At 69.4% G+C, this 24,012-nt stretch carries 20 protein-coding genes; 5 read left to right on the top strand and 15 right to left on the bottom strand.

Annotation, left to right across the window (positions count from 1 at the left end):
- Window positions 1–110: 110 nt before the first annotated feature.
- From ACFCY7_RS10775 to ACFCY7_RS10755, 5 genes are all read right to left on the bottom strand, one after another.
- Window positions 111–1,175, bottom strand: coding sequence for an ABC transporter ATP-binding protein (locus ACFCY7_RS10775; RefSeq protein WP_376483294.1), 1,065 nt, complete (start codon window positions 1,173–1,175; stop codon window positions 111–113).
- Window positions 1,168–2,151 carry an ABC transporter ATP-binding protein gene (locus ACFCY7_RS10770; protein ID WP_376483293.1) on the bottom strand — a complete coding sequence of 328 codons (984 nt, stop codon included), beginning with the start codon at window positions 2,149–2,151 and terminating at the stop codon, window positions 1,168–1,170. Before ACFCY7_RS10770 ends, ACFCY7_RS10775 begins: the two co-directional genes overlap by 8 nt.
- A 6-nt stretch (window positions 2,152–2,157) precedes the next feature.
- On the bottom strand, window positions 2,158–3,144 hold the full coding sequence (locus ACFCY7_RS10765; RefSeq protein ID WP_376483291.1) for an ABC transporter permease: 987 nt from the start codon (window positions 3,142–3,144) through the stop codon (window positions 2,158–2,160).
- A complete protein-coding gene (locus ACFCY7_RS10760; protein WP_376483289.1) occupies window positions 3,137–4,060 on the bottom strand; it encodes an ABC transporter permease in 924 nt (307 codons plus the stop codon). Before ACFCY7_RS10760 ends, ACFCY7_RS10765 begins: the two co-directional genes overlap by 8 nt.
- Window positions 4,061–4,144: 84 nt before the next feature.
- Complete coding sequence (locus ACFCY7_RS10755) at window positions 4,145–5,773, bottom strand: ABC transporter substrate-binding protein (protein WP_376483288.1); 1,629 nt, start codon at window positions 5,771–5,773, stop codon at window positions 4,145–4,147.
- Window positions 5,774–5,929: 156 nt separating this feature from the next.
- Between ACFCY7_RS10755 and ACFCY7_RS10750 the strand changes: the two genes are divergently transcribed.
- The gene (locus tag ACFCY7_RS10750; protein WP_376483286.1) at window positions 5,930–6,313 is read left to right on the top strand and encodes a peptidoglycan-binding protein; all 384 of its coding nucleotides are present in this window, start codon (window positions 5,930–5,932) and stop codon (window positions 6,311–6,313) included.
- A gap of 64 nt (window positions 6,314–6,377) precedes the next feature.
- Here the strand turns inward: ACFCY7_RS10750 and ACFCY7_RS10745 are convergent, their stop codons facing one another.
- From ACFCY7_RS10745 to ACFCY7_RS10710, 8 genes are all read right to left on the bottom strand, one after another.
- Window positions 6,378–7,466 (bottom strand): ABC transporter ATP-binding protein, encoded by a 1,089-nt coding sequence (locus ACFCY7_RS10745; protein ID WP_376483284.1) that lies wholly within the window; start codon window positions 7,464–7,466, stop codon window positions 6,378–6,380.
- On the bottom strand, window positions 7,459–8,517 hold the full coding sequence (locus tag ACFCY7_RS10740; protein ID WP_376483282.1) for an ABC transporter ATP-binding protein: 1,059 nt from the start codon (window positions 8,515–8,517) through the stop codon (window positions 7,459–7,461). The genes ACFCY7_RS10745 and ACFCY7_RS10740 overlap by 8 nt, the downstream gene beginning before the upstream one ends.
- Window positions 8,518–8,531: 14 nt before the next feature.
- Window positions 8,532–9,485: an ABC transporter permease gene (locus ACFCY7_RS10735; RefSeq protein ID WP_376483280.1), complete on the bottom strand. Its 954-nt coding sequence runs from the start codon at window positions 9,483–9,485 to the stop codon at window positions 8,532–8,534.
- Window positions 9,478–10,410, bottom strand: a complete 933-nt coding sequence (locus ACFCY7_RS10730; protein ID WP_376483299.1) for an ABC transporter permease — start codon at window positions 10,408–10,410, stop codon at window positions 9,478–9,480. Before ACFCY7_RS10730 ends, ACFCY7_RS10735 begins: the two co-directional genes overlap by 8 nt.
- A 172-nt stretch (window positions 10,411–10,582) precedes the next feature.
- Window positions 10,583–12,223 carry an ABC transporter substrate-binding protein gene (locus tag ACFCY7_RS10725; protein ID WP_376483278.1) on the bottom strand — a complete coding sequence of 547 codons (1,641 nt, stop codon included), beginning with the start codon at window positions 12,221–12,223 and terminating at the stop codon, window positions 10,583–10,585.
- Between the two features lie 455 nt (window positions 12,224–12,678).
- Complete coding sequence (locus tag ACFCY7_RS10720; protein WP_376483276.1) at window positions 12,679–13,245, bottom strand: hypothetical protein; 567 nt, start codon at window positions 13,243–13,245, stop codon at window positions 12,679–12,681.
- Window positions 13,246–13,443: 198 nt separating this feature from the next.
- Window positions 13,444–15,345: a translational GTPase TypA gene (gene typA / locus ACFCY7_RS10715; RefSeq protein WP_017239904.1), complete on the bottom strand. Its 1,902-nt coding sequence runs from the start codon at window positions 15,343–15,345 to the stop codon at window positions 13,444–13,446.
- A 272-nt stretch (window positions 15,346–15,617) separates the two neighbouring features.
- The gene (locus ACFCY7_RS10710) at window positions 15,618–17,990 is read right to left on the bottom strand and encodes an ABC transporter family substrate-binding protein (RefSeq protein WP_376483273.1); all 2,373 of its coding nucleotides are present in this window, start codon (window positions 17,988–17,990) and stop codon (window positions 15,618–15,620) included.
- A 247-nt stretch (window positions 17,991–18,237) separates the two neighbouring features.
- On the opposite strand from ACFCY7_RS10710, the gene ACFCY7_RS10705 reads away from it, so the two are divergent.
- Genes ACFCY7_RS10705 through ACFCY7_RS10690 form a run of 4 tightly spaced genes read left to right on the top strand, consistent with a single transcriptional unit; the run spans window position 18,238 to window position 21,974 of the window.
- A complete protein-coding gene (locus ACFCY7_RS10705; RefSeq protein ID WP_376483271.1) occupies window positions 18,238–18,462 on the top strand; it encodes a hypothetical protein in 225 nt (74 codons plus the stop codon).
- A 32-nt stretch (window positions 18,463–18,494) separates the two neighbouring features.
- Window positions 18,495–19,325 carry a hypothetical protein gene (locus ACFCY7_RS10700; protein ID WP_376483270.1) on the top strand — a complete coding sequence of 277 codons (831 nt, stop codon included), beginning with the start codon at window positions 18,495–18,497 and terminating at the stop codon, window positions 19,323–19,325.
- A gap of 10 nt (window positions 19,326–19,335) precedes the next feature.
- Window positions 19,336–21,207 carry a fumarate reductase/succinate dehydrogenase flavoprotein subunit gene (locus tag ACFCY7_RS10695; RefSeq protein ID WP_376483297.1) on the top strand — a complete coding sequence of 624 codons (1,872 nt, stop codon included), beginning with the start codon at window positions 19,336–19,338 and terminating at the stop codon, window positions 21,205–21,207.
- Entirely contained in the window at window positions 21,204–21,974 is a 771-nt protein-coding gene (locus ACFCY7_RS10690) for a succinate dehydrogenase/fumarate reductase iron-sulfur subunit (RefSeq protein WP_376483268.1), read from the top strand. Before ACFCY7_RS10695 ends, ACFCY7_RS10690 begins: the two co-directional genes overlap by 4 nt.
- Here ACFCY7_RS10690 and ACFCY7_RS10685 read toward each other — a convergent pair.
- The gene (locus ACFCY7_RS10685) at window positions 21,955–22,788 is read right to left on the bottom strand and encodes a transglutaminase domain-containing protein (protein ID WP_376483267.1); all 834 of its coding nucleotides are present in this window, start codon (window positions 22,786–22,788) and stop codon (window positions 21,955–21,957) included. The two genes, ACFCY7_RS10690 and ACFCY7_RS10685, sit on opposite strands and share 20 nt — an antisense overlap.
- Window positions 22,789–22,907: 119 nt before the next feature.
- Window positions 22,908–23,951: a hypothetical protein gene (locus ACFCY7_RS10680; protein ID WP_376483265.1), complete on the bottom strand. Its 1,044-nt coding sequence runs from the start codon at window positions 23,949–23,951 to the stop codon at window positions 22,908–22,910.
- Window positions 23,952–24,012 lie beyond the last annotated feature (61 nt).

Raw genomic sequence — 24,012 nt, 5'->3', positions numbered from 1 at the left:
CGGCCGGGTCGCGTGATGCGCCCGGCCGGCCTACGGCACCCGCACGGCCGTACGTCGCCGAGCCTGCCGCGTCCGTATATCGGAGGGGATTCCGTCGAGTTGCCCGCAGGTTAAAGGGACTTGGGCTGCTCGCCGCCGTCCTCCGGCGGGACCACCTGCTTCTCCTCCGCGAAGTGGCAGGCCGAGTCGTGCTTGGCCGGGCTGTCGGTGAGGCGGAAGACGGCCGGGACGGCGAGCGCGGGGACTTCCAGGGTGCAGCGCTCCTGGGCCTTCCAGCAGCGGGTGCGGAAGCGGCAGCCGGAGGGGATGTTGGCCGGCGAGGGGACGTCGCCGGTGAGGATGATGCGCTCGCGGTGGGCGCGGGCCTCGGGGTCGGGGACCGGGACGGCGGAGAGCAGCGCCTGGGTGTAGGGGTGGGTGGGGTGGTCGTAGATCTGCGCGTCGCTGCCGATCTCGACGATCCGGCCGAGGTACATGACGCCGACCCGGTCGGAGATGTGCCGCACGATCGACAGGTCGTGGGCGATGAAGACGTACGACAGGGAGAACTCGGACTGGAGGTTCCCCATCAGGTTGACGACCTGCGCCTGGACGGAGACGTCGAGGGCGGACACCGGTTCGTCGGCGACGATGATCTCGGGCTGGAGGGCGAGGCCGCGGGCGATGCCGATGCGCTGGCGCTGGCCGCCGGAGAACTGGTGCGGGTACCGGTTGATGTACTCGGGGTTGAGGCCGACGACGTCCAGGAGGTCCTGCACCTTGCGGCGCCGGTCGCCCTTGGGGGCGACCTCGGGGTGGATCTCGTACGGCTCGCCGATGATGTCGCCGACCGTCATGCGGGGGTTGAGCGAGGTGTACGGGTCCTGGAAGACCATCTGGATGTTGCGGCGGACGGCCTTCAGGGCCTTCGGCGACAGGGTGGTGATGTCCTCGCCCTTGTACCGGATCGAGCCGGACGTCGGCCGCTCCAGGTTGACGAGCATCTTCGCGACCGTCGACTTGCCGCAGCCGGACTCGCCGACGATGCCGAGGGTCTCGCCGGCGGCGAGGTCGAAGTCGACGCCGTCGACCGCCTTGACCGCGCCGACCTGCTTCTTGAAGAGGATGCCCTGGGTGAGCGGGTAGTGCTTGTGGAGGTCCCGGACTTCGAGAATCGCCTCGGCCGTGTCAGCCATGGAGGCACTCCTTCCAGAAGTGGCAGGCGCTGGCGCGCGGCACGGGGGACTCGGTGACGTCGTACAGCGGGGGTACGTCGGTGCGGCAGACGTCCTGGGCCAGGGGGCAGCGCGGGTTGAAGGCGCAGCCGGGCGGGATGTTCAGCAGGTTGGGCGGCAGGCCCTTGATCGCGTACAGCTCCTGGCCCTTCTGGTCCAGGCGCGGGATCGATTCGAGGAGGCCCTTGGTGTACGGGTGGGCGGGGGCCTTGTAGATCTCGTGGACGGGGGCGCGTTCGACGATCCGGCCCGCGTACATGACGGCGATCTTGTCGGCGACGTCGGCGACGACGCCGAGGTCGTGGGTGATGAGGATGAGGCCCATGTTGAGTTCGCTCTGAAGCTCGGCGAGCAGGTCCATGACCTGGGCCTGGACGGTGACGTCGAGGGCGGTGGTGGGCTCGTCGGCGATGATCAGCTCGGGTTCGAGGGCGAGCGCCATCGCGATCATGATGCGCTGGCGCATGCCGCCGGAGAACTGGTGGGGGTACTGGCCGACGCGTTCCTTGGCGGCGGGGATGCGGACCCGGTCCATCAGCTCGACGGCCTTGGCCCTGGAGTCCTTGCGCGACATGCCCTTGTGGACCTGGAACATCTCGCCGAGCTGGTCGCCGACGCTGATGACGGGGTTGAGCGAGGAGAGCGCGTCCTGGAAGACCATCGCCATCTTGGCGCCGCGGATCTTGCGCCGCTCCTCCTCCTTGAGCTTCAGGAGGTCCTGGCCCTGGAAGAGGATCTCGCCCTGCGTGATCTTTCCCGGGGGGACGTCGAGGATGCCCATGACGGCCTGGGCGGTGACGGACTTGCCGGAGCCGGACTCGCCGAGGACGGCGAGGGTCTCCCCCGCGTCGACGGAGTAGTCGACGCCGTTGACCGCCTTGGCGACCCCGTCCCGCGTGTGGAACTCCACGTGCAGGTCGCGCACTTCGAGCAGCATGGGTCCCTACCTCAGCTTGGGGTCGAGGGCGTCGCGGACGGCGTCGCCGAGCATGATGAACGAGAGCACGGTGATGGCGAGCGCGCCGGCGGGCCACAGCAGCATGTGCGGGGCGTTGCGGACGTACTGCGAGGCCGAGGAGATGTCGATGCCCCAGGAGACGGTCGGCGGCTTGAGGCCCACGCCGAGGAAGGACAGGGTCGCCTCGAGGGAGATGTACGTGCCGAGGGCGATGGTCGCGACGACGATGACGGGCGCGAGGGCGTTCGGGGTGATGTGGCGCAGCAGCATCCTGGAGTTGGAGGCGCCGAGTGCCCGTGCCGCCTGGACGTAGTCGTTCTGCTTGGCGGTGATGACCGAGCCCCGGGCGATCCGGGAGAGCTGGGGCCAGCCGAGCAGCACCATGAAGCCGATGACGGGCCAGACGGTGGTGCTGGTGACGACGGAGAGCAGGACCAGACCGCCGAGGATGACGGGGATCGCGAAGAAGACGTCGGTGATCCGGGAGAGGACGCCGTCCCAGCCGCCGCCGTAGAAGCCGGCCAGACCGCCGAAGAGGGATCCGATGATCGTCACGCCGAGCGTGGCGAACACGCCGACCTGGACGGAGGCCCTGGCGCCGTACACCGTGCGCGTGTAGACGTCACAGCCCTGACCGTTGAAGCCGAACGGGTGGCCGGGCTGGGAGCCCTCCTGCGCCTTGGACAGGTCGCACTGGAGCGGGTCTCCGCTGGCGATCAGCTGGGGCCAGATCGCGATGATCACCAGGAAGAGGATGATCAGGCTGGAGATGATGAAGACGGGGTTGCGGCGCAGGTCGTGCCAGGCGTCGGACCACAGCGAGCGGGGTTTGCCGGTGGGGCCGGTGCCGAGCGGTCCGCCCGGGGTCTTCTCCAGCGACTCGCCCTCTTCCATGGCGAGGTCCGTGGGACCGCCCGCCCCGGTGTGGTCGATGGCGCGCCCGTCGTCGAAGGGCTCAAGCGGCTCAGGCATAGCGGATCCTCGGGTCAAGGATGGCGTACAAGAGGTCGACGAGGAGGTTGGCCAGCAGGAACACCAGGACGAGGACGGTCACGAAGCCGACGACGGTCTGGGTGTTCTGGCGCACGATGCCCTGGTACAGCTGATAGCCGACACCGTGGATGTTGAAGATCCGCTCGGTGGCGATGGCGCCGCCCATCAGCGCGCCGATGTCGGCGCCGATGAAGGTGACCACCGGGATGAGCGAGTTGCGCAGCAGGTGGCGGGTGATGACGCGGCGACGCGGCAGGCCCTTGGCGACGGCGGTGCGGACGTAGTCGGCACGCTTGTTCTCCGCGATCGAGGTCCGGGTGAGCCGGGTGACGTACGCGAGGGAGACCGAGGCGAGGACGAAGCCGGGGACGATCAGCTCGTTGAACGGGGCCTCGGGCGAGACGGCGGGCTTGATCCACCCCCATTCCACACCCAGCAGCAGCTGGAGCAGCAGACCCGTGACGAACGTCGGGATCGACAGGACGACCAGCGTCAGCACCAGCACGGTGCTGTCGATCGGCCGCCCGCGCTTCAGTCCCGTCAGGACACCGAGGCTGATGCCGATGACGATCTCGAAGAGGATCGCGACGATGGTGAGCCGGATGGTCACCGGGAAGGAGCTCGCCATCAGCTCGGTGACCGGCTGGCCGTTGAAGGCGGTGCCGAAGTCTCCGGTGAACAGGTTGCCCATGTAGATCAGGTATTGCTGCCACACGGGCTTGTCGAGGCCGAACTCCTTCTCCAGTTGGGCGGCGGTCGCCGGGTCGCAGGCGCGGTCGCCGCAGAGACCGGCGATGGGGTCGCCCATCACGTTCACCATCAGGAAGATCAGCAGGGTGGCGCCGATGAAGACCGGGATCATCTGCAGCAGACGCCGGATCACATAACGTCCCATGAGGGGCTCCGGGGGGGTGTGGGGAAGGCGTACGGCCCGGCTCGCGCGTGGTCGCCAGGCCGGGCCGTACGCCGACGAGCTGCGTCAGTTGACCTTGATCTGGTCGTAGACGGGGACGCTGAAGGGGTTCAGGGTCACGTTGGAGACGCGCTCGGAGTAGCCCGCGCTGCCGTTCTGGTACCAGAGCGGGATGGCGCCCATGTCGTCGCGGAGGACGCCCTCGGCCTGCTGGAAGATCCCGACGGCCTTGGCGATGTCGGACTCGGCGTTGGCCTGGTTGACGAGCTTGTCGAACTCCGGGTTGCTGTACTTTCCGTCGTTCGACGAGGCGTTGGTGTAGTAGAGCGGCTGCAGGAAGTTCTGGATGAGCGGGTAGTCCATCTGCCAGCCGGCGCGGAAGGGGCCCTTCATCTTCTGCGTGCTGACCTGGCTGCGGAAGTCCGCGAAGGTGCCGACCGGGTTGCCGACGCAGGCCTTGTTGTTGCCGAGGGCGTTGTTGATGGAGTTGCAGACGGCGTCCACCCACTCCTTGTGGGAGCCGGTGTCGGCGTTGTACGAGATCGTCATCGTGCCGCCGGGGATGCCGCCGCCCTCGGCGACGAGCTTCTTGGCCTCGGCCGCGTCGTACTTGCAGAAGTCGCCGCAGACGTCCTTGAAGCCGCCGTCCTCGCCGAGGACCGGGGAGGTCCAGTCGACGGCGGGGGTGCGGGTCTTCTGGAAGATCGTCTCGGTGATCTGGTTGCGGTCGATCGCCATGGAGAGGCCCTGGCGGAGCTTCTCCTGCCCGGGCTTGTTCCAGGCCGGGTCGTAGAACGGGAAGGACAGGGTCTGGATGATGCCGGCGGGCACGTTGATGTACCGGTCGCCGAGGTCGGCCTGGACGTTCTTGAGCTGGGAGGCGGGGATGTCGTCGACGAGGTCGAGGTTGCCGGCCGTCAGGTCGGTGTAGGCGGTGTTGTTGTCGGTGTAGACCTTGAGGGTGATGCCGCCGTTCTGTGCCTTGTCGGCGCCGGGGTAGCCGTCCCAGCGCTTGAGGGCCATCTGGGAGCCCTTGGAGTACGAGTCGACGGTGTACGGGCCGTTGCCGATGGGCTTCGACAGCCAGGCCTGGCGGTCGTCGAAGAAGGCCTGGGGCAGCGGCGAGAAGGCCGCGTATCCGAGGGTGATGGGCCAGGTGGAGAACTTCTGGGTGAGCTTGACCGTGAAGGTCTGGGGGCCCGTCACCTTGAGGCCGGACATGGACGTGGCCGACGGCTCGCCCTTCTCGGGGTGGACCTGGTCGTAGCCCTCGATCTGGCCGAAGAAGTAGGCGTTCTTCTGGTTGTTCTTCAGATCGGCGGCGTAGTTCCAGGCGTCGACGAAGGACTTGGCGGTGACCTTCTCGCCGTTGGAGAAGGTCCAGCCGTCCTTGACCGTGATGGTGAAGTTGGTCGAGTCGGTGGTCTCGATGCTCTGGGCGAGCATGTCCTTGGCCTCGCCGGTCTTGGGGTCGTACTGCTTGAGACCCCGGAAGATCATGGAGAGGACCTTGCCGCCCTGGACCTCGTTCGTGTTGGCCGGCTCGAGCGGGTTCTGCGGGTCGCCCCACGAGGAACTCACGATGCCGTCGGCACCTCCGCCGCCGCCGCTGTCGTCTCCGCCGCCGCAGGCAGTCGCCGCGAGGGCGACGGCGGTGGCCAGTGCGGCCCACTTGGCGTGCGTGGCTCCGCGCATGGAGTGCCTCCCGTATGTCCTGAGTCTCACTTAGGCCCCAATATCACCCGATATTGACGGAGGTGCACTTTTACGGCGCCCGGACGGACGTCCCTGGGACGGCTGGGACGTCCCACCGCCCCCTCGGGCCCCCTTCGCGGTCCTAGAGTTCCCGCCATGCCCCAGAGACTCGCCGCCCGCGCCGGCCTCGTCGCCGCCGCGACCGCCCTCGCCGCACTCGCCCTGCCCGCGTCCGCCCAGGCCCAGCCGGGAGCCTCGTACGTCGGCTACGGCCAGGCCAACAACGCGACCGCCGTGAAGTGCGTGCAGAACGGCCTCAACAACATCATCTCGGACCACTACGCGACGCAGCACGACCTGATCAGCGTCGACAGCGTCTTCGGCCCGGAGACCGACGAGGCCATCCGGTACGTGCAGTACCGGATGCTGGGCGCCTCCGAGGCCGACGGCGTCGTCGGGCCGAAGACGGGCGACCTGATCATGCGGTACGAGTTCGGCTGGTACACCGCCTGCTTCCCGTACGTCCCCACCAGCCGCTGACACGACGAAGGGCGCCCCCGGTCCGTGTGGACCGGGGGCGCCCCTTCGTCATGCGCGTGATGCGTCAGTGCGCGGCGACGACGTTCTTCTCCTCGGCGAAGTGGCACGCGGAGAAGTGCGCGGCCGGGGTGTCGAGACCCTTGAAGTTCGCCGGGACGGCGAGGACCGGGGCCTCCTGCGAGCACCGCTCCTGCGCCTTCCAGCAGCGGGTGCGGAAGCTGCAGCCCGACGGCGGGTTGGCCGGCGAGGGGACGTCACCGGTGAGGATGATCCGCTCGCGGTGGGCACGGGCCTCCGGGTCCGGCACCGGCACCGCGGAGAGCAGCGCCTGCGTGTACGGGTGCGTCGGGTGCTCGTAGATCTGCTCGTCCGTACCGATCTCGGCCATCTTGCCGAGGTACATGACGCCGACGCGGTCCGAGATGTGCCGGACGATCGACAGGTCGTGCGCGATGAAGAGGTAGGAGAGGTTGAACTCGTCCTGGAGCTTCCCCATCAGGTTGATGACCTGCGCCTGGACGGAGACGTCCAGGGCCGAGACCGGCTCGTCGCAGATGATGATCTCCGGGTTGAGCGCGAGGCCGCGGGCGATGCCGATGCGCTGGCGCTGACCGCCGGAGAACTGGTGCGGGTACCGGTTGATGTACTCCGGGTTCAGACCGACGACGTCGAGCAGCTCCTGCACCTTGCGGCGCCGGTCGCCCTTCGGGGCCACCTCGGGGTGGATGTCGAAGGGCTCGCCGATGATGTCGCCGACCGTCATGCGCGGGTTCAGCGAGGTGTACGGGTCCTGGAACACCATCTGGATGTTGCGGCGGACGGCCTTCAGCGCGCGCCCGGACAGCTTGGTGATGTCCTGGCCCTTGTAGAAGACCTCTCCGGCGGTGGCCCGCTCCAGGTTCATCAGGAGCTTGGCGACCGTGGACTTGCCACAGCCGGACTCGCCCACGATGCCGAGGGTCTCGCCCTGGAAGAGGTCGAAGGAGACCCCGTCCACGGCCTTGACCGCGCCGACCTGCTTCTTGAAGAGGATGCCCTGCGTCAGCGGGAAGTGCTTCTGCAGGTTGCGCACCTGGAGGATCGGCTCGCCGCGGCCCACAGGGGCGTCGAGAGCGGCGGCCACGGCCTCGTCGTTCTTGCTGAGGTCAGCCATGGATCGTCTCCTTCCAGAAGTGGCAGGCGCTCTTGCGGCCCGGGAGGTCCGCGCCGTTCTGCTCGGTGACCGGCACCAGGGCCGGGATCTCCGTGCGGCAGATGTCGTCGGCCTTGGGGCAGCGCGGGTTGAAGGCGCAGCCGGAGGGCACCTTGAGCAGGTTGGGCGGCAGGCCCTTGATCGCGTAGAGCTCCTGGCCCTTCTGGTCCAGGCGCGGGATCGAGTCGAGCAGACCGCGGGTGTACGGGTGCGCCGGGCGCTTGTACAGCTCGTGCACCGGCGCCTGCTCGACGATCCGGCCGGCGTACATCACGGCGATCTTGTCCGCGACGTCGGCGACGACGCCGAGGTCGTGGGTGATCAGGATCAGGCCCATGTTGTATTCCTGCTGGAGCTCCGCGAGGAGGTCCATGACCTGGGCCTGGACGGTCACGTCGAGAGCCGTGGTGGGCTCGTCGGCGATGATCAGGTCCGGCTCCAGGGCGAGCGCCATGGCGATCATGATGCGCTGGCGCATACCGCCGGAGAACTGGTGCGGGTAGTCCGAGACGCGCGCCTTGGCGGCGGGGATCTTGACCTTGTCCATCAGCTCGATGGCCTTGGTCTTGGCGTCCTTCTTGGACATCCCGTGGTGCACGCGGAACATCTCGCCGAGCTGGTAGCCGACGGTGAGGACCGGGTTGAGCGAGGACAGCGCGTCCTGGAAGATCATCGCGATCTTCCGGCCGCGGATCTTCCGGCGCTCCTCCTCGGACATCTTCAGCATGTCCTCGCCGCGGAACAGGATCTCGCCGTGCGGGATCTTGCCGGGCGGCATGTCGAGGATGCCCATGATGGCCTGCGCGGTGACGGACTTGCCGGAACCGGACTCGCCGAGGACGGCGAGGGTCTCGCCGGCGTTCACCGAGTAGTTGACGCCGTTGACTGCCTTGGCCACACCGTCACGGGTGTGGAACTCGACGTGCAGGTCGCGGACTTCGAGCAGCGGGCCGTTGGAGTCGGCTCCGCCGCGCGGCGCGGGGACGGCCGCGGTCTTGTCGATGATGCTCATCTTTTACGCCCTCCTCAGCGCAGCTTGGGGTCGAGGGCGTTGCGGACGGCTTCGCCGAGCATGATGAACGCCAGAACGGTGATGCTCAGCATGATCGAGGGCCAGAGCAGGACGTGCGGGGCCACTCGGATCTGGGCGACACCGGCGGAGATGTCGACGCCCCACGAGACGGTCGGGGCGGCGAGGCCGAGACCCAGGTAGGACAGGGTCGCCTCGGCCGAGATGTAGCCGCCGAGCGCGATGGTCGCGACGACGATGACCGGGGCCATGGCGTTCGGCAGGATGTGCCGGAAGAGGATCCGGGTCGTGCCGGCGCCGAGGGCCTTCGCCGCGTGGACGTAGTCGGCCTGCTTGATCGTGATCACGGCACCGCGCATGACGCGGGTGATCTGGGTCCAGCCGAGGAACGCGAGGGCGAAGACGACGACCCAGACGGTCCGCTCGACGAACGCCTGCAGGACGACCATGGCGCCGAGCAGGAACGGGATGCCGAAGAAGACGTCGGTGATCCGGGAGAGGACGGCGTCGATGATGCCGCCGAAGTAGCCCGAGATCATGCCCATGATGCCGCCGATGACGGTGACGATCACGGTGACGGCGATGCCGACGGTGACCGAGGCGCTCGTGCCGTGGATCAGGCGGGCGTAGACGGAACGTCCCTGCTGGTCGTAGCCGAGCCACTCGGCCGAGCCGATCTTGCCCAGCTCGGGCTTGCTCAGGAAGTGGTGGACCAGGTCACCGGCGGTCGGGGACGCGCTGGTGAAGAGGGTCGGCCACGCCGAGATCAGCAGCAGCAGCGCGATCAGCACCGACGAGACGATGAAGTACGGGTTGCGGCGGAGGTCGGCCCAGGCGTCGCCCCAGAGGCTGCGGGCCTTCTCCGGCTTGCCCGCCGCCGCGGACGCGTCCACCGAGGGGGTGGCGACGGCGTCCTCGACTGCGGTGGCGGTCTTGGTCACGTCAGGCATACCGGATCCTCGGGTCCAGGACCGCGTACAGCAGGTCGATGAGCAGGCTGGTGACGAGGTAGACGATCACCAGGATGGTGACCAGGCCGACCAGGGTGGCGCCTTCACGACGGGAGATCGACTCGGCGATGACACCGCCGACACCCTTGATGTTGAAGATCGACTCGGTGACGATCGCGCCGCCCATGAGGGCGCCGATGTCGGTACCGAGGAAGGTGATGACGGGGATCATCGAGTTGCGCATCAGGTGGACGCCGATGACGCGGCGGCGCGGCAGGCCCTTGGCGACGGCCGTGCGCATGTAGTCGGCGCGCAGGTTCTCCGCCATCGAGGTACGGGTCAGTCGTGCCACGTACGCGAGGGAGAGGAAGCCGAGCACGATGGCCGGCGCGATCAGCTCGCCCCACTCGGGGACGGTGCCGACGTTCGGCTTGATCCAGCCCAGGTTGAAGGCGAAGACCATCTTGATGATGAAGCCGAGGACGAAGACCGGGACCGAGATGATCAGCAGGGTGAAGATCAGGATCAGGTTGTCCGCGAGGCGACCGGCACGCAGGCCGCCGATGACACCCAGGCCGATGCCGAAGATCAGCTCGATGGCGAACGCCAGGGTGGCCAGCTGGAGGGTGATGGGGAACGCGTCGCCCAGCACATCGGTGACCGGCAGTCCGTTGCGGATCTGGGTACCGAAGTCCAGGTGCAGGACCATGTCCCGCATGTAGAAGATGTACTGCTGCCATGTCGGCTTGTCGAGACCCAGCTCGTGGCGCTTGGCGGCGAGCGTCGCCGGGTCGGCGCCCTTGTCGCCGAACATCGCCAGCACGGGGTCACCGGGCAGGCTGTGCACCATGAGGAAGATCAGCAGGGTCGTCCCGAGGAATACCGGGATCATCTGGAGCAGTCGTCGTGCGACATAACGCCCCATCATGCCTCCGTTGAGATGTGACAGCGGCAACCAACGGGCCCTCCCCCGACACGGCATGCCCTGAATCGGGCATGGGATGTCGTGGAAGGGCCCCCCGGCCGCTGCGTAAGGCACCGTCACGGGGCTGACGATCCATCAGCCCCGTGACGGCGTGCGGACTACGCTTGGGTGGTTACTTCTTGACGATGACGGTGTCCAGGATCGGGTCGCCGTCCTGGCCGTACGTCACGCCGGAGACCTTCTCCGAGAAGCCCGCGTTGACCTTGTAGTACCAGAGCGGGATGGAGGGCATGTACTTCACGAGCTCCTTCTCCACCTCCTGGTACTGCTTCACCGACTGGTCGAGGGTGGCGGCCGAGTCGGCGGCGAGGATCTTGGTGTCCAGCTCCTTGACGGAGAAGCCACCCTGGTTGCCCGCCGCGGTGCTCAGGAACAGGTCCTTGATGAAGTTCGCGTTCACCGGGTAGTCGAGCGACCAGGCGGAGCGGTACAGGGACTTGACCTGCTTCGTCTTCCGGGCCGTGAGGTCGGCCTGGAAGTCGGTCTTGCTGTCGCCGACGCACGCGACGCTGGTGGCCTGGGTGATGCTGTTGCAGACAGCGTCGACCCATTCCTTGTGACCGCCATCCGCGTTGAACTGGATGAAGATCTTGTTGCCCGGGACGCCGCCGCCGGCCTTGATGAGCTCCTTGGCCTTGGTCGGGTCGAACTTGGTGACGTCGCCCGCGGCGTTCTCCTGGTAGCCCAGGATGCCCTTCGGGACCCAGCCCGTCGCCGGCTCACGGGTGCCCTGGAGCACCGTCTTCGTGATGGTGGCGCGGTCGATCGCCATCGAGAGGCCCTGGATGACGCGGACGTCGACCGGCTTCGGCTTCTTCCACTGGTCCGCGTAGAACGCGACACCGATGGACTGGATGGCCGCGTGGTCGGCGTCGACGGCGCGGTCGCCCAGGTCCTGGTGGTAGACCGGGAGGTCCTTCGGACCGATCTGGCGGATGACGTCGAGGTTGCCCGACTTCAGGTCCTCGTACGCGGTCTCGAGGGTGGTGTAGTTCTTGAAGATCACACCACCGTTCTTCGCCTTGTTCGGGCCCTTGTAGCCGTCGAAGCGAACGATCTCGATCTGCTTCTTGTGGTCCCAGCTCTTGAACTTGTAGGGACCGTTGCCGACCGGCTTCTCGGCGGCGGCCTTCGGGTTCGCGTAGAAGGACGCGGCGAGCGGCGCGAACGGCGTGTACGCGAGCTTGTGACCGAAGTACGGGACGGCCGAGGTCAGCTCGATGGTGAACGACGTGTCGTCGATGACCTTCAGGCCGGCCAGGGTCTTGGCGGTCGCCTTGGCGCCCTCCGCGTCCGGGTGGACCTTGTCGTAACCGACGATGTCGGAGAACCACGAGGAGAGACCCATGGCGTTGTCGATGTGGGCGTTCCAGTTCCACGCGTCCACGTAGGACTTCGAGGTCACCGGGGTGCCGTCGTGGAAGGTCCAGCCCGGCTTGAGCTTGACGGTCCACTTCTTCGAGTCGGTCGTGGTGAGCGACTCGGCGTTGACCATCTCCAGCGAACCATCGGCCTTGTAGGCGACCAGGTTCGAGTAGATCGCCTTCATCACGCCGGCGCCGTTCGACTCCATCGTGTCGCCGGTGTACAGCAGCTTCTCCGGCTCACCAAGGTCGGTGGTGAAGATCCCGTTCGGGTCCACAGCGCCCTTGGCGTCCGAGCCGCCGTCACTCTTGCCCCCGCCACAGGCGGTAGCAGCCAGGGCGACGATGATCGCGCCCGTTACCCACTTGGCGCTCTTGGCACCGCGCATGGGTTCCTCCTCATGAGTCCACTATGTCGCTACATGGGGGGTACTTCGAGTCTCGCCGACACCCCTGACGGCGTTGCACTCATGTACCCCGAGTGTGCTCGTGAGTCGGCACTCCCCACAGTGCGTGACCCATTGACCCGAGCTCAATGGAGCCAACTATTAAGTACGTCCGGGCCGTAAACCACACTTAAGCGGTCTCGTTTTGACAACATCACCGGGGCTCGGGATACCGAAATCCGGACAAAGTGAGTTCAGACAGACACCCCCGAAACGGACTGTTAATACACGTTCCGGAGAGCGACGCCCGGTATCCGGACATCGGGTCGTCGTATTCGACTTGACGTCAGCGACCGTGCCCACGCCTCCCGGACGGGGTGTCGGACGTCACATCCGCCGGAAGCCCGGCACCCCGCGAGGGGTGCCGGGCTTCCGATCGCCGTCGATCGTGACAGGTTTCAGCAGTACTTGGTCTTCGCCAGCGCCGCGAGCGAGCCCGCCGGCGGCCTGACGGTGCAGCGGATGCCGCCCTCGCTGAGTTCGGTCCAGCTGACAGCCTTCCCGTAACGGCCCGTCGTCACCCATCGGGTTCCCCGGTCGCAGCGGTACTGGGTGTAGTACCCCTGCGCCTGACGCGTACCGGCGAAGAAGACGTACTTGCTGCCGGACGAGAGCGTCCACGTGATGGATTCGGCGGACGTCTTGGTCTTGGCGCCCGAGACCTGGAGGTCCAGACCCGTGTTCACCTCAAGGCTGCCGATCGCCACGTTCGCGCCCACCGTCGCGCCGGCGGTGACGGTGACCGCGGCCGTGATCTGCTTCACCCGCTCCGCGGAGTAGGTCTTGGTGGCCGTGCTGCCCGTGTAGTTCTCGATGGCCCGCTTGTGCGTGACCACCCACTCCTTCTTGACGTTCGACCACACCAGCTTGGTCCGACCCGGGCTGCACATCGGGTCGCCCGCCGCGCTGGCGCTCGCCCCCGGAAGCGCCACGACCATCGCCCCCGCCATGGACAGCGTGGCCACGAGCGCCTTCATCCTTCTGGTCAAAAGGATCAATCCCCCATGTTCGGTACGGGGGAGGGTGACAGCCGCCCCCGTACGACTGGGCCCCGGCGCAACCGCCGGGGCCCAGTCACATTAGCGAGTGCTACCACTCGCCGTGGCACCACTTGAGGGAGATCTGAGGTTCCTGATCCTCAACTGCCCTTGTTGCGGCCGGTATCAGCCGTTCTTGGCGCGGGAGGAGGCACGACCACGCGCGTTCTGGTCGAGGATGACCTTGCGGATGCGCACGGCCTCCGGGGTGACCTCGACGCACTCGTCGTCGCGGCAGAACTCCAGGGACTGCTCCAGGGACAGCTTCCGCGGCGGGACGATCGCCTCGAAGGAGTCGGCGGAGGAGGAGCGCATGTTGGTGAGCTTCTTCTCCTTGGTGATGTTCACGTCCATGTCGTCGGAGCGGGAGTTCTCGCCGACGATCATGCCCTCGTACACCTCGGTGCCGGGGTCGGTGAACAGGACGCCGCGCTCCTGGAGGTTGGTCATCGCGAAGGCGGTGACGGCACCGGCGCGGTCGGCGACCAGCGAACCGTTGTTACGGGTCGTCAGCGTGCCGAACCACGGCTCGTGGCCCTCGTGGATGGAGTGGGCGATGCCCGTACCGCGGGTGTTGGTCAGGAACTCCGTACGGAAGCCGATGAGGCCACGGGACGGAACGACGAACTCCATGCGGACCCAGCCGGAGCCGTGGTTCGACATGTTGTCCATGCGGCCCTTGCGGACGCCCATGAGCTGCGTGACCGCGCCCATGTGCTCCTCGGGGACGTCGACCGTGAGGCGCTCGACGGGCTCGTGCGTCTTGCCGTCGACCTCCTTGGTGACGACCTGCGGCTTGCCGATGGTGAGCTCGAAGCCCTCACGGCGCATCTGCTCGACCAGGATGGCGAGCGCGAGCTCACCGCGGCCCTGGACCTCCCAGGCGTCGGGGCGCTCGGTGTCGAGGACGCGGAGCGAGACGTTACCGATCAGCTCGCGGTCCAGGCGGTCCTTGACCTGGCGGGCGGTGACCTTGCGGTTCTTGACCGCGGCCTTGGCGTCCGCGCCCTTGCCGGTGCCACCGCGGCCGACGAGCGGCGAGGTGTTGGTGCCGATGGTCATGGAGATGGCCGGCTGGTCGACCGTGATCAGCGGCAGCGCGATCGGGTTCTCCGGGTCGGCCAGGGTCTCGCCGATCATGATGTCGGGGATACCGGCGACGGCGCAGATGTCACCGGGGCCGGCGACCTCGGCGGGCTTGCGGGTGAGCGCCTCGGTCATCATCAGCTCGGTGATGCGGACGTTGGAGATCGTGCCGTCCCGCTTGATCCACGCGACCGTCTGGCCCTTGCGCAGCTCGCCCTGCTCGACGCGGAGCAGCGCGATGCGGCCGAGGAAGTTGTCGGCGTCCAGGTTGGTGACGTGGGCCTGGAGCGGGGCCTCCTCGTCGTACACCGGGGCCGGGACGTGCTCCAGGATGGCGGAGAAGAACGGCTCCAGGTTGTCGCTGTCCGCGGGAACGGTGCCGTTCTCCGGCTTGGTCAGCGAGGCGATGCCGTCACGGCCGCAGGCGTAGACGATCGGGAACTCGATCTGGTCCTCGTCCGCGTCCAGGTCGAGGAAGAGGTCGTAGGTCTCGTTGACGACCTCGTCGATGCGGGAGTCCGGGCGGTCCGTCTTGTTGATGCAGAGGATGACGGGCTTGCGCTGCTGGAGCGCCTTGCGCAGCACGAAGCGGGTCTGCGGGAGCGGACCCTCGGAGGCGTCCACGAGGAGGACGACCGCGTCCACCATCGAGAGACCGCGCTCGACCTCGCCACCGAAGTCGGCGTGGCCCGGGGTGTCGATGATGTTGATCGTGATCGGGGCCCCGCCGTCCTTGGGGTGATACTTCACCGCCGTGTTCTTGGCGAGGATCGTGATGCCCTTCTCACGCTCCAGGTCGTTCGAGTCCATCATGCGGTCGTCGAGCTGCTGGTGGGCGGCGAAGGCACCGGCCTGCTTGAGCATGGCGTCGACGATGGTCGTCTTGCCATGGTCGACGTGGGCGACGATGGCGACGTTACGGATGTCGTGGCGCGTGGGCATGGGTGCTTGCGCTTCTCTCGGATCGTGGGATGCGGCGTCAGTTCCTCGTACGCCCGCCGGGCGGACGCGCCACGGCTATGTCCTATGGTACGGGGCTGCCGCGCAAGGGGCTTCCCCGCCCGGGATCCGAGAGGGTCTACTGGGAGGTTTCAAGGGTGTGGGGAGGGTCGTGCGACCGGGTCAAAGGGCCGACGCGATCCTGCCCGCCGGGTTCGCCGGCGGGCAAGGAACTTGAGCTGCTTCTGAGGTTGTGACCAGCGGTTTCGGAGGTTTCAGCGGTTTCGTTCGGCGCCCTTGGAGGTTTCGGGCTTCTTGAAGCCGATGTCCTGGAAGCGGGGGCCGGCCAGACCCCAGGCTCCGGCGTTCACCAGATCGGCCTTGGCGGCGACGAGCTGGGGGCGCTGGTAGAGGGGGATGGAGCCGGCGGCGGCCCAGATCCGGGCGTCGGCCTGGCGGACGAGCTCGCGCGCCTCCTCCTCGTCGAGCGTACCCGCCGCCTGGTCGAACAGCTGGTCGATGCGGTCGGTGCCGACCCGCGAGTAGTTCTGCTCGACCAGGAGCGAGCCGTCCGATGCGGGCTCGGGCTTGGCGAAGATCGGCCGGGCGTCGGTCGCCGGGAAGGCGGAGGCAGGCCAGGAGTAGAGGGCCAGGTCGTAGTCGCCGGAGGCCACGTGGTCCTTGAAGAAGCTGTCGTCCGAGACCTTGGTCACCTCGGTGCGGATGCCCACGGCGTCGAGCATCCGGACGATCCGGTCGCCGACCGACCGCAGCGACTCGGAGCCGGGCCCGGAGGGCAGGACGAAGCGGAGGCTGAGGGCCTTGCCGTCCTTGCCGAGGGCCCGTGCCGCGTCGGGCGCGGTGACGGGGGCGGCGGTGCCGCGCGGGGCGTAGGCCCCGGCCATGCCCTGGTCGGGCTTGGCGGCCGAGTGGGCGCCGCCGGCCCGGGCTCCGGCGCCCGTACCGGTGTCGAGGGCCTGGGCGCGGGCGAGGAGCGCGGCGCTCTGGCGGGCGGCGGCGGAGGCCGGGGCGAGGGTGTTGGTGCCGTTCTCGGGGCCGCCCGCGCCGATGACGGGGGCGGGGGCCGCCCGCCGGTCGCCGGGCTTGTCGTCGCCGACGATGTAGAGGCCCTCGTCGGAGGCGGTGTCGGCGGCCTTCTTCTTGGAGTCGGTGGAGCCGCCCGCGCCCTTCTCGGCCTTCGCCTTCTGCTCGGCCTCGCTGCCCGCCTTGGTGCCGGCGGGCTTCTGCGCCGCGCCGCCCGGGACCCAGCCCGCGTCGGCGAGGAGGGCCCGCGCCTCCTTGGTGTCCTGGTCGCCGAGCGCGTCGCTGCTGTCGGCGTACGCGGCCTGGCCGGCGAGGGCCAGGTGGCTGCCGGGGGGCCGGGCGGGGAGGCCGAGCGGCTTGAGGACGGATTCGGCCAGCTCCTGGCGGTTGATGGCGCGGGCCACCGCGCGGCGGACCCGCTCGTCGGCGAGCGGTCCGGACTCGCCGTTCAGCGAGAGCTGGGTGTAGGCGGGTTCGAGGGACTTGCGGACCACGTATGCGGCGAGGGTGTCCTGGGCGGCCGCGTACTGGGCGATGGCCTGCTGGTTCTTCGTGCGGGCGGCGCGGACCCCGGCCGCCTTCTCGTCGGAGCCGTGGGCGAGGGCCCACGACTTCAGGGCCTTGGAGGGGGTGATCCCGGAGCCGGGGCCGTGGGCGAGGGCGGCCTGCGCCCCGTTCCGGCCGGCGCGGGCGTCGCGGAGCGCGAGGGAGATCCGTTCGGCGGTGGAGCGGTCGATCTCGGCCAGGTCGAGCTTGCCGGCGGCGAGTGCGGCGGCCCGCTCGGAGCGGGGGACGGCGGAGAGGACGATGCTGTCGAGCTTGGCGGCCTGTCCCCACCAGCGGGGGTTGCGGGTGAGGGTGACGCCGCCGCCCTTGTGGTCGATCGACTTCAGCAGGAACGGTCCTGCAGTGGCCTTGAGGGTGGTGCGGGCCCCGTCGTTGAAGGAGTTCGGCGACCCCATCACCTGCTTCGGGTACAGCGGGGTGAAGAGGGACTTCCAGTCGGCGTACGGCTTGGCGAAGGTGACCCGCACCTCCAGGTCGTCCTTGCCCCGCTCGATCTTCTCGATCCGCTCGTACCCGGAGTTGCGGGCGGTCCAGTACGCGGTGTCGCGGCCGCTGAGGGCCCGCCACTGCGCCACGAAGTCGGGCGCCCCGATCTCGCGGCCGTCGCTCCACACCGCCTGCTGGTTGAGCTTGTAGAGGACGACCTGCCTGGGCTCGGTCTCGACGACCTGCGCCGACTCCAGGTAGTCGGCGTTGCGCTGCGGCCGGCCCCGCTCGTCGAGCGTGTAGAGGGAGGGGAGCACCGCGGCCGCGATGCGGGAGGTCGCGCCGTCGGCGTCGGCCTGGAAGCTGTTGAGGGTGGTGGGCAGCGCGTCGATCGCCCAGCGCACGGTGCCGCCGTCGGCGACCTCGTCGCGGGCGGCGGGTGCGTTGTCCTGGGCCGCGGCCTGGGCCTCGTCGGCATCCTCGCCGGAGCTGCAGCCGGCGAGCACGGTGACGGCGAGCACCGCACTGGTGAGGGTGGCGACGGAGCGGAGCGTGCGGGAGCGGGGGCTCCTGGAGCATGTCCTCCCGCGAGGGGCGCCGATCTGGGACATGACTTGTACCCCTTCGTCCAGATTTATTCCATTTGGAGATGATCAGACCTATTGCTCATACACTGAAAAGGACGGAGTAGTTTCGGCCACGGCGACACGGCGGCACGTCCGGAAAACGCCACTCGTGCGGCTCAACGCCCCCGGACCGGACGCTCCGGACGAGTGGAATCCCGTGCACATGGCTTCCCAAGCGGGATGTGACGCGCGACACTCCTGCCGAAGCCGCTCGCGGAAGTGAGGGCAACCCATGTCCGTTCAGGACGATCTGGCGGCCGTCAAGCGCTGCCTCGAAGACCTGGTCCGCACCGTCGGACAGCTGGAGCGCTCCGTCGCGGCCGAGGGCACGCCCCCGGCGCCGACGACGGGCCGCGCCGAAAGCGTGGTGACCATCCCCGACGCCCCGTACGACAGCGAGCTCTGGACGGACACCGACGACGAGGGACTGGGAGCACGCGACCGCCACGCCCCGTAGGACGGACCGGCAACCGACCGTAGGAGGCCCTGTTGGCCGCAGGTACGCAGCCCCCGCCGAGCCCCGGAGCGGCGACCGGGGTCCGCTCCCCCGGACGCGCCGCCCTCACCGCCCGCCATCTGCGCACCGACCGCTGGTGGCTCGCCCCCGCCGCCACCGCGGCGGGGCTGCTCGCGTTCATCGCGTACTCGACCTGGCGGGCCTTCGCGAACGCCGACTACTACGCCGCCCCCTACGTCTCCCCGTTCTACTCGCCCTGCCTGGCGGAGAACTGCGTCCCCATGCGCGGCGGACCGAACGCGGAGATCTTCGGCAGCTGGTGGGGCCTCTCCCCCGCCCTGCTCATCCTGGTCTTCCCCCTGGGCTTCCGGCTGACCTGCTACTACTACCGCAAGGCGTACTACCGGAGCTTCTGGGCGTCTCCCCCGGCCTGCGCGGTCGCCGAACCCCACCGCACGTACACGGGCGAGACCCGGTTCCCGCTGATCCTGCAGAACCTCCACCGGTACTTCTTCTACGCGGCCGTGCCGGTCGCCGCGATCCTCACGTACGACACCGCCCTCACCTTCCGCGACTCCTCCTACGCCTGGGGGCACGCGGGGCTCGGGACGCTGCTGTTCCTCCTCAACATCGCCCTCATCTGGGCGTACACCGTGTCCTGCCACTCCTGCCGGCACATCGTCGGCGGCCGGCTGCGGCACTTCTCGAAGCATCCCGTCCGCTACCGGCTGTGGACCTGGGTCGGACGGCTCAACCGGCACCACATGCGGCTCGCCTGGGCGTCGCTCATCAGCGTCGCCGTCTGCGACCTGTACGTCTACCTGCTCGCCACCGGCGCCTTCGACGACCCGAGGTTCTTCTGACATGAGTCCTGTGAGCTCCATGGAACGGCAGCGGTGGGACGTGGTCGTGGTCGGCGCGGGCGGCGCCGGACTGCGGGCCGCGATCGAGGCCCGCCGGGCCGGCGCGCGCACCGCCGTCGTCTGCAAGTCCCTCTTCGGCAAGGCGCACACCGTGATGGCCGAGGGCGGCATCGCCGCGTCCATGGCGAACGCCAACGAGCACGACGACTGGAAGGTCCACTTCCGCGACACCATGCGCGGCGGGAAGTTCCTCAACCAGTGGCGGATGGCCGAGCTGCACGCCCAGGAGGCCCCCGAGCGGGTCTGGGAGCTGGAGACCTGGGGCGCGCTCTTCGACCGGACCGCGGACGGCCGGATCGCCCAGCGCAACTTCGGCGGCCACGAGTACCCCCGGCTCGCGCACGTCGGCGACCGCACCGGCCTCGAACTGCTCAGGACCCTCCAGCAGAAGGCCGTCGGACTCCAGCAGGAGGACCACCGCGAGACCGGCGACCACGAGTCGCGCCTGAAGGTCTTCCAGGAGTACACCGTCACCCGGATCCTCAAGGACGCCGACGGGCGGGCCGCCGGCGTCTTCTGCTACGAGCGGGAGACCGGGCGCTTCCTCGTCCTGGAGGCGCCCGCCGTCGTCCTCGCCACCGGCGGCATCGGCAAGTCCTTCAAGGTCACCTCGAACTCGTGGGAGTACACGGGCGACGGGCACGCGCTCGCGCTGCTCGCGGGGGCTCCGCTGGTGAACATGGAGTTCGTGCAGTTCCACCCGACCGGCATGGTCTGGCCGCCGTCCGTGAAGGGCATCCTGGTCACCGAGTCCGTGCGCGGCGACGGCGGGGTGCTGCGGAACTCCGACGGCAGGCGGTTCATGTTCGACTACGTCCCCGACGTCTTCAAGGAGAAGTACGCGGAGACGGAGGAGGAGGGCGACCGCTGGTACGAGGACCCCGAGCGCAACCGGCGCCCGCCCGAACTGCTCCCGCGCGACGAGGTGGCGCGGGCCATCAACTCCGAGGTCAAGGCCGGACGCGGCTCCCCGCACGGCGGGGTGTTCCTCGACGTGTCGACCCGGCTGCCGGCGGACGCCATCCGGCGCCGGCTGCCCTCGATGTACCACCAGTTCAAGGAGCTGGCCGACGTCGACATCACCGCCGAGGCGATGGAGGTCGGGCCGACCTGCCACTACGTGATGGGCGGCGTCGCCGTCGACTCGGAGACGGCCGCCGCGGTCGGCGTCCCGGGGCTCTTCGCCTGCGGCGAGGTGGCCGGCGGCATGCACGGCTCCAACCGGCTCGGCGGCAACTCCCTCTCCGACCTGCTGGTCTTCGGGCGGCGGGCCGGGCTCTACGCGGCGCAGTACGCGGTGTCGGGAGTCGGCGGCGGAGTCGTGGCGGACGACGTGGACGCCGCGCGGGCCGAGGCCCTCGCCCCGTTCGACGGCGGCGGGGAGAACCCGTACACCCTCCACCAGGAGCTCCAGCAGACGATGAACGACCTCGTCGGGATCATCCGGCGGGAGGGCGAGATGGCCGAGGCCCTGGAGCGGATCGACGCCCTGCGGGAACGGGCCGGACGGGTCGCGGTCGAGGGGCACCGGCAGTTCAACCCCGGCTGGCACCTCGCCCTCGACCTGCGGAACATGCTGCTCGTGAGCGAGTGCGTGGCCCGGGCCGCCCTGGAGCGCACCGAGTCCCGGGGCGGGCACACCCGCGAGGACCGTCCGGCGATGGAGCGGTCGTGGCGCCCGGTGAACCTGCTGTGCCGGGCCGCGGACGGCGGCATCGCCCTGGAACGGGTGCGCACCGAACCCGTACGGCCCGACCTGCTCGCCCTCTTCGAGAGGGAGGAGCTCGCGAAGTACCTGGCGGAGGAGGAACTGGAGGCATGAGCACCTATCAGGCCCACTTCCGGATCTGGCGCGGCGACGCCGGGGGCGGGGAGCTGACGGACTACACCGTCGAGGTGCACGACGGCGAGGTGGTCCTCGACATCGTCCACCGGCTCCAGGCCACCCAGACGCCCGACCTCGCCGTGCGCTGGAACTGCAAGGCCGGCAAGTGCGGTTCGTGCTCGGCCGAGGTCAACGGGCGGCCGCGGCTGATGTGCATGACCCGGATGTCGGTCTTCGGGCGGGACGAGGTGATCACCGTGACGCCCCTGCGGGCCTTCCCGATCGTCCGCGACCTCGTCACCGACGTCTCCTTCAACTACGCCAAGGCCCGGGAGATCCCGGCGTTCGTCCCGCCCGCCGGCGTCGGACCCGGCGAGTACCGGATGCGGCAGGAGGACGTGGACCGCTCGCAGGAGTTCCGGAAGTGCATCGAGTGCTTCCTGTGCCAGGACACCTGCCACGTGGTGCGCGACCACGAGGAGAACAAGGAGGCCTTCGCCGGGCCCCGCTTCCTGATGCGGATCGCGGAGCTCGACATGCACCCCCTGGACGCGGCGGACGAGGCCGGACTCGACCGGCGGCGGACCGCGCAGGAGGAGCACGGCCTCGGCTACTGCAACATCACGAAGTGCTGTACGGAGGTGTGCCCGGAGTCCATCCGGATCACCGACAACGCCCTCATCCCGATGAAGGAGCGGGTCGTGGACCGGAAGTACGACCCGCTCGTCTGGCTCGGGAAGACGATCAGGCGGCGGAAGGACTAGTCCCGGCGGCGGGCGCGCCCGCGCCCGCGCTCCAGCGGCCGAGGACCGGCTCGGCGAGGGTGCGGGCGGGGCGGCACAGGGTCTGGCCGTGCCGGTCGAACAGCTCGTCGCGGGAGGAGAAGCGGCCCAGGTCCGTGCGGAGGTGGGCGGAGAGGTCGCAGGGGGCGGAGCCGGCGCAGGCGGCCGGCGCGTCCCAGTCGACGGCGGTGCGGGCGACGGCCTCGAAGAGCGTCTCCGCGCCCGCGTTGGTGAACCCGCCGCCGTGCCCGGCCGGGCCGGGTCCCCCTTCGCCGGCCGGCCGGTCCGCCGCCGCGCCGAACAGCTCCGCGATCGGCACCCAGGCGCCGTCGAGCCGGAACTCGGGCCAGGCCAGCAGGACCTCCTCGGGCACGAACGGGCGCAGCTTCGGGAACCGCGGGTACCAGAAGGAGCCGTCGACCAGGAGGCCCCGCACCCTGGTCGCCACGCCGAGCGACCGGGCCACCGCCTCCAGGGCGGCCATCCGCTGGCTGCACGAACCGCGACCGAGCCGCAGCGTGCGCGACACCCGGCGGCGGTCCTCGACCGAGTACACCGGCCGTACGGCCGAGACGAGGACGCCGTGCGCCACCTGGAGCCTGGCGCGGTCCGTGACGGCTCCCCGCGCCTCGGACGCGCGCAGGACCCGCGCCACGAGGGCGGTCACGAGCGGGTGCTCCAGATCGAGGACCGGGGTGGGCCGGGTCGAACCGGGTGCCTCCCCCGAGGTCGTTCCCCCGTCACCGGCGGGGCCGGTGGGAGCGGTGCGGACGGGCATCAGCATGCGGCTGGTCATGGCGTAGTCCCCCTGGTTCACGGCCCGCGCGGGCCGCCCGGCACCCATCCTCCTCCGCCCGTTCCCGCCCCGGCGGCCGGGGGCCCCGCTCCGTGCCGGCCCGCTCCGTGCCGGCCCGCTCAGTGCCAGCCCGCGCGGTAGGCCGCCCAATCCCCCTCGCGCGCGGCGAAGTCGACGTAGAGGGCGAGGCCGAAGCGCTCGCGGCCGGGGTCCGTGCGGCCGAGGCCCAGCCGCGCGCCCCTGACGGCCGCGGCGACGGTCTCCGCGTTCTCGTGGTGGCCGAGGTCGTCCTCGTGGAAGAAGGGGAGCCCGATCAGCAGGTCGGTCGACTCCGGGGTGGCCTCCAGGGCGAGGCTCGTCTGCTGGGCGACGTACCCGCCGTAGAGGCTCTCCAGCGGCATCCACGTGTCGTACGACATGACGGCTATCTGGTCGACGCGCCGGGCCACCTCGCCGAAGAACTCCTGCGACCACCACTTCTCGCTGCCGCTGACCGCGCCGAGCGCCGTGTGGGCGCCCGGCAGCGGGTCGATCTGGTGGGCGGCGACCGACAGCGGGGCCTTGCGGGCGCGGGTCACCTTCCCGAGGTCGTCGAGGAGCGAGAGGTAGTCCCGGTCGTCGGAGTGGAGCGGCTCCAGGTCGAAGTGGACCCCGTCGAACCCGGCGTCGAGGATCTGCCGGGCCGAGCCCACCACGGCCCGCCGGGACCCGGCGTCCTCCAGGCGCAGCCCCGTGGGGCCCTCGGTGGCCAGGACGTCGCCCAGCCAGGCCTGGACCCGTATCCCGGGCATCGTCCGGTGCACCCCGTCGATCAGCCACTTCGCCTTGGGGTACCTGGCGGCCGGCAGGGTGCCGTCGTGCTCCAGGGGCCCGGCGTGCACGTACAGGTCGCGTATGCCCGTGCCCTTGAGCCGGGCGGCGAGCGCCGTGAGGTCGGCGTCCTTCTTGCGTCCGTCGACCCAGGCGTGGCCGATCCAGAAGGCGTCCTTGCCGCGCGTCCTGGCGTCGTCCCTGAGGTCGCCGGCGTAGCTCACGCGGAGGGCGAGGGCCCCGAAGAGCGGGGGCGCCACGAGAACGAGCACGAGGCCGACGACCCACCAGCGCCCCCGCCGCCACCACCGCCGCAGCCGTCCGTTCAACCCGAGCCCCCCGAAGGTCGTCACGCCACTGGAACCACCGTAGGGGCGGCCACTGACAGTGACGCCGGGCGGCCGGGAACGGTTT

The organism is Streptomyces sp. NPDC056361, from assembly GCF_042262805.1.
Classification (GTDB): domain Bacteria; phylum Actinomycetota; class Actinomycetes; order Streptomycetales; family Streptomycetaceae; genus Streptomyces.
Note: the sequence above shows the minus strand (reverse complement) of the source record. Positions and strands in the feature narration are given on the sequence as shown.

Bases quoted from the DNA above. Each gene is read 5' to 3' on its own strand.
- ACFCY7_RS10775 (WP_376483294.1), bottom strand. From the start codon at position 1,175: ATGGCTGACACGGCCGAGGCGATTCTCGAAGTCCGGGACCTCCACAAG.
- ACFCY7_RS10770 (WP_376483293.1), bottom strand. From the start codon at position 2,151: ATGCTGCTCGAAGTGCGCGACCTGCACGTGGAGTTCCACACGCGGGAC.
- ACFCY7_RS10765 (WP_376483291.1), bottom strand. From the start codon at position 3,144: ATGCCTGAGCCGCTTGAGCCCTTCGACGACGGGCGCGCCATCGACCAC.
- ACFCY7_RS10760 (WP_376483289.1), bottom strand. From the start codon at position 4,060: ATGGGACGTTATGTGATCCGGCGTCTGCTGCAGATGATCCCGGTCTTC.
- ACFCY7_RS10755 (WP_376483288.1), bottom strand. From the start codon at position 5,773: ATGCGCGGAGCCACGCACGCCAAGTGGGCCGCACTGGCCACCGCCGTC.
- ACFCY7_RS10750 (WP_376483286.1), top strand. From the start codon at position 5,930: ATGCCCCAGAGACTCGCCGCCCGCGCCGGCCTCGTCGCCGCCGCGACC.
- ACFCY7_RS10745 (WP_376483284.1), bottom strand. From the start codon at position 7,466: ATGGCTGACCTCAGCAAGAACGACGAGGCCGTGGCCGCCGCTCTCGAC.
- ACFCY7_RS10740 (WP_376483282.1), bottom strand. From the start codon at position 8,517: ATGAGCATCATCGACAAGACCGCGGCCGTCCCCGCGCCGCGCGGCGGA.
- ACFCY7_RS10735 (WP_376483280.1), bottom strand. From the start codon at position 9,485: ATGCCTGACGTGACCAAGACCGCCACCGCAGTCGAGGACGCCGTCGCC.
- ACFCY7_RS10730 (WP_376483299.1), bottom strand. From the start codon at position 10,410: ATGGGGCGTTATGTCGCACGACGACTGCTCCAGATGATCCCGGTATTC.
- ACFCY7_RS10725 (WP_376483278.1), bottom strand. From the start codon at position 12,223: ATGCGCGGTGCCAAGAGCGCCAAGTGGGTAACGGGCGCGATCATCGTC.
- typA (WP_017239904.1), bottom strand. From the start codon at position 15,345: ATGCCCACGCGCCACGACATCCGTAACGTCGCCATCGTCGCCCACGTC.
- ACFCY7_RS10710 (WP_376483273.1), bottom strand. From the start codon at position 17,990: ATGTCCCAGATCGGCGCCCCTCGCGGGAGGACATGCTCCAGGAGCCCC.
- ACFCY7_RS10705 (WP_376483271.1), top strand. From the start codon at position 18,238: ATGTCCGTTCAGGACGATCTGGCGGCCGTCAAGCGCTGCCTCGAAGAC.
- ACFCY7_RS10690 (WP_376483268.1), top strand. From the start codon at position 21,204: ATGAGCACCTATCAGGCCCACTTCCGGATCTGGCGCGGCGACGCCGGG.
- ACFCY7_RS10685 (WP_376483267.1), bottom strand. From the start codon at position 22,788: ATGACCAGCCGCATGCTGATGCCCGTCCGCACCGCTCCCACCGGCCCC.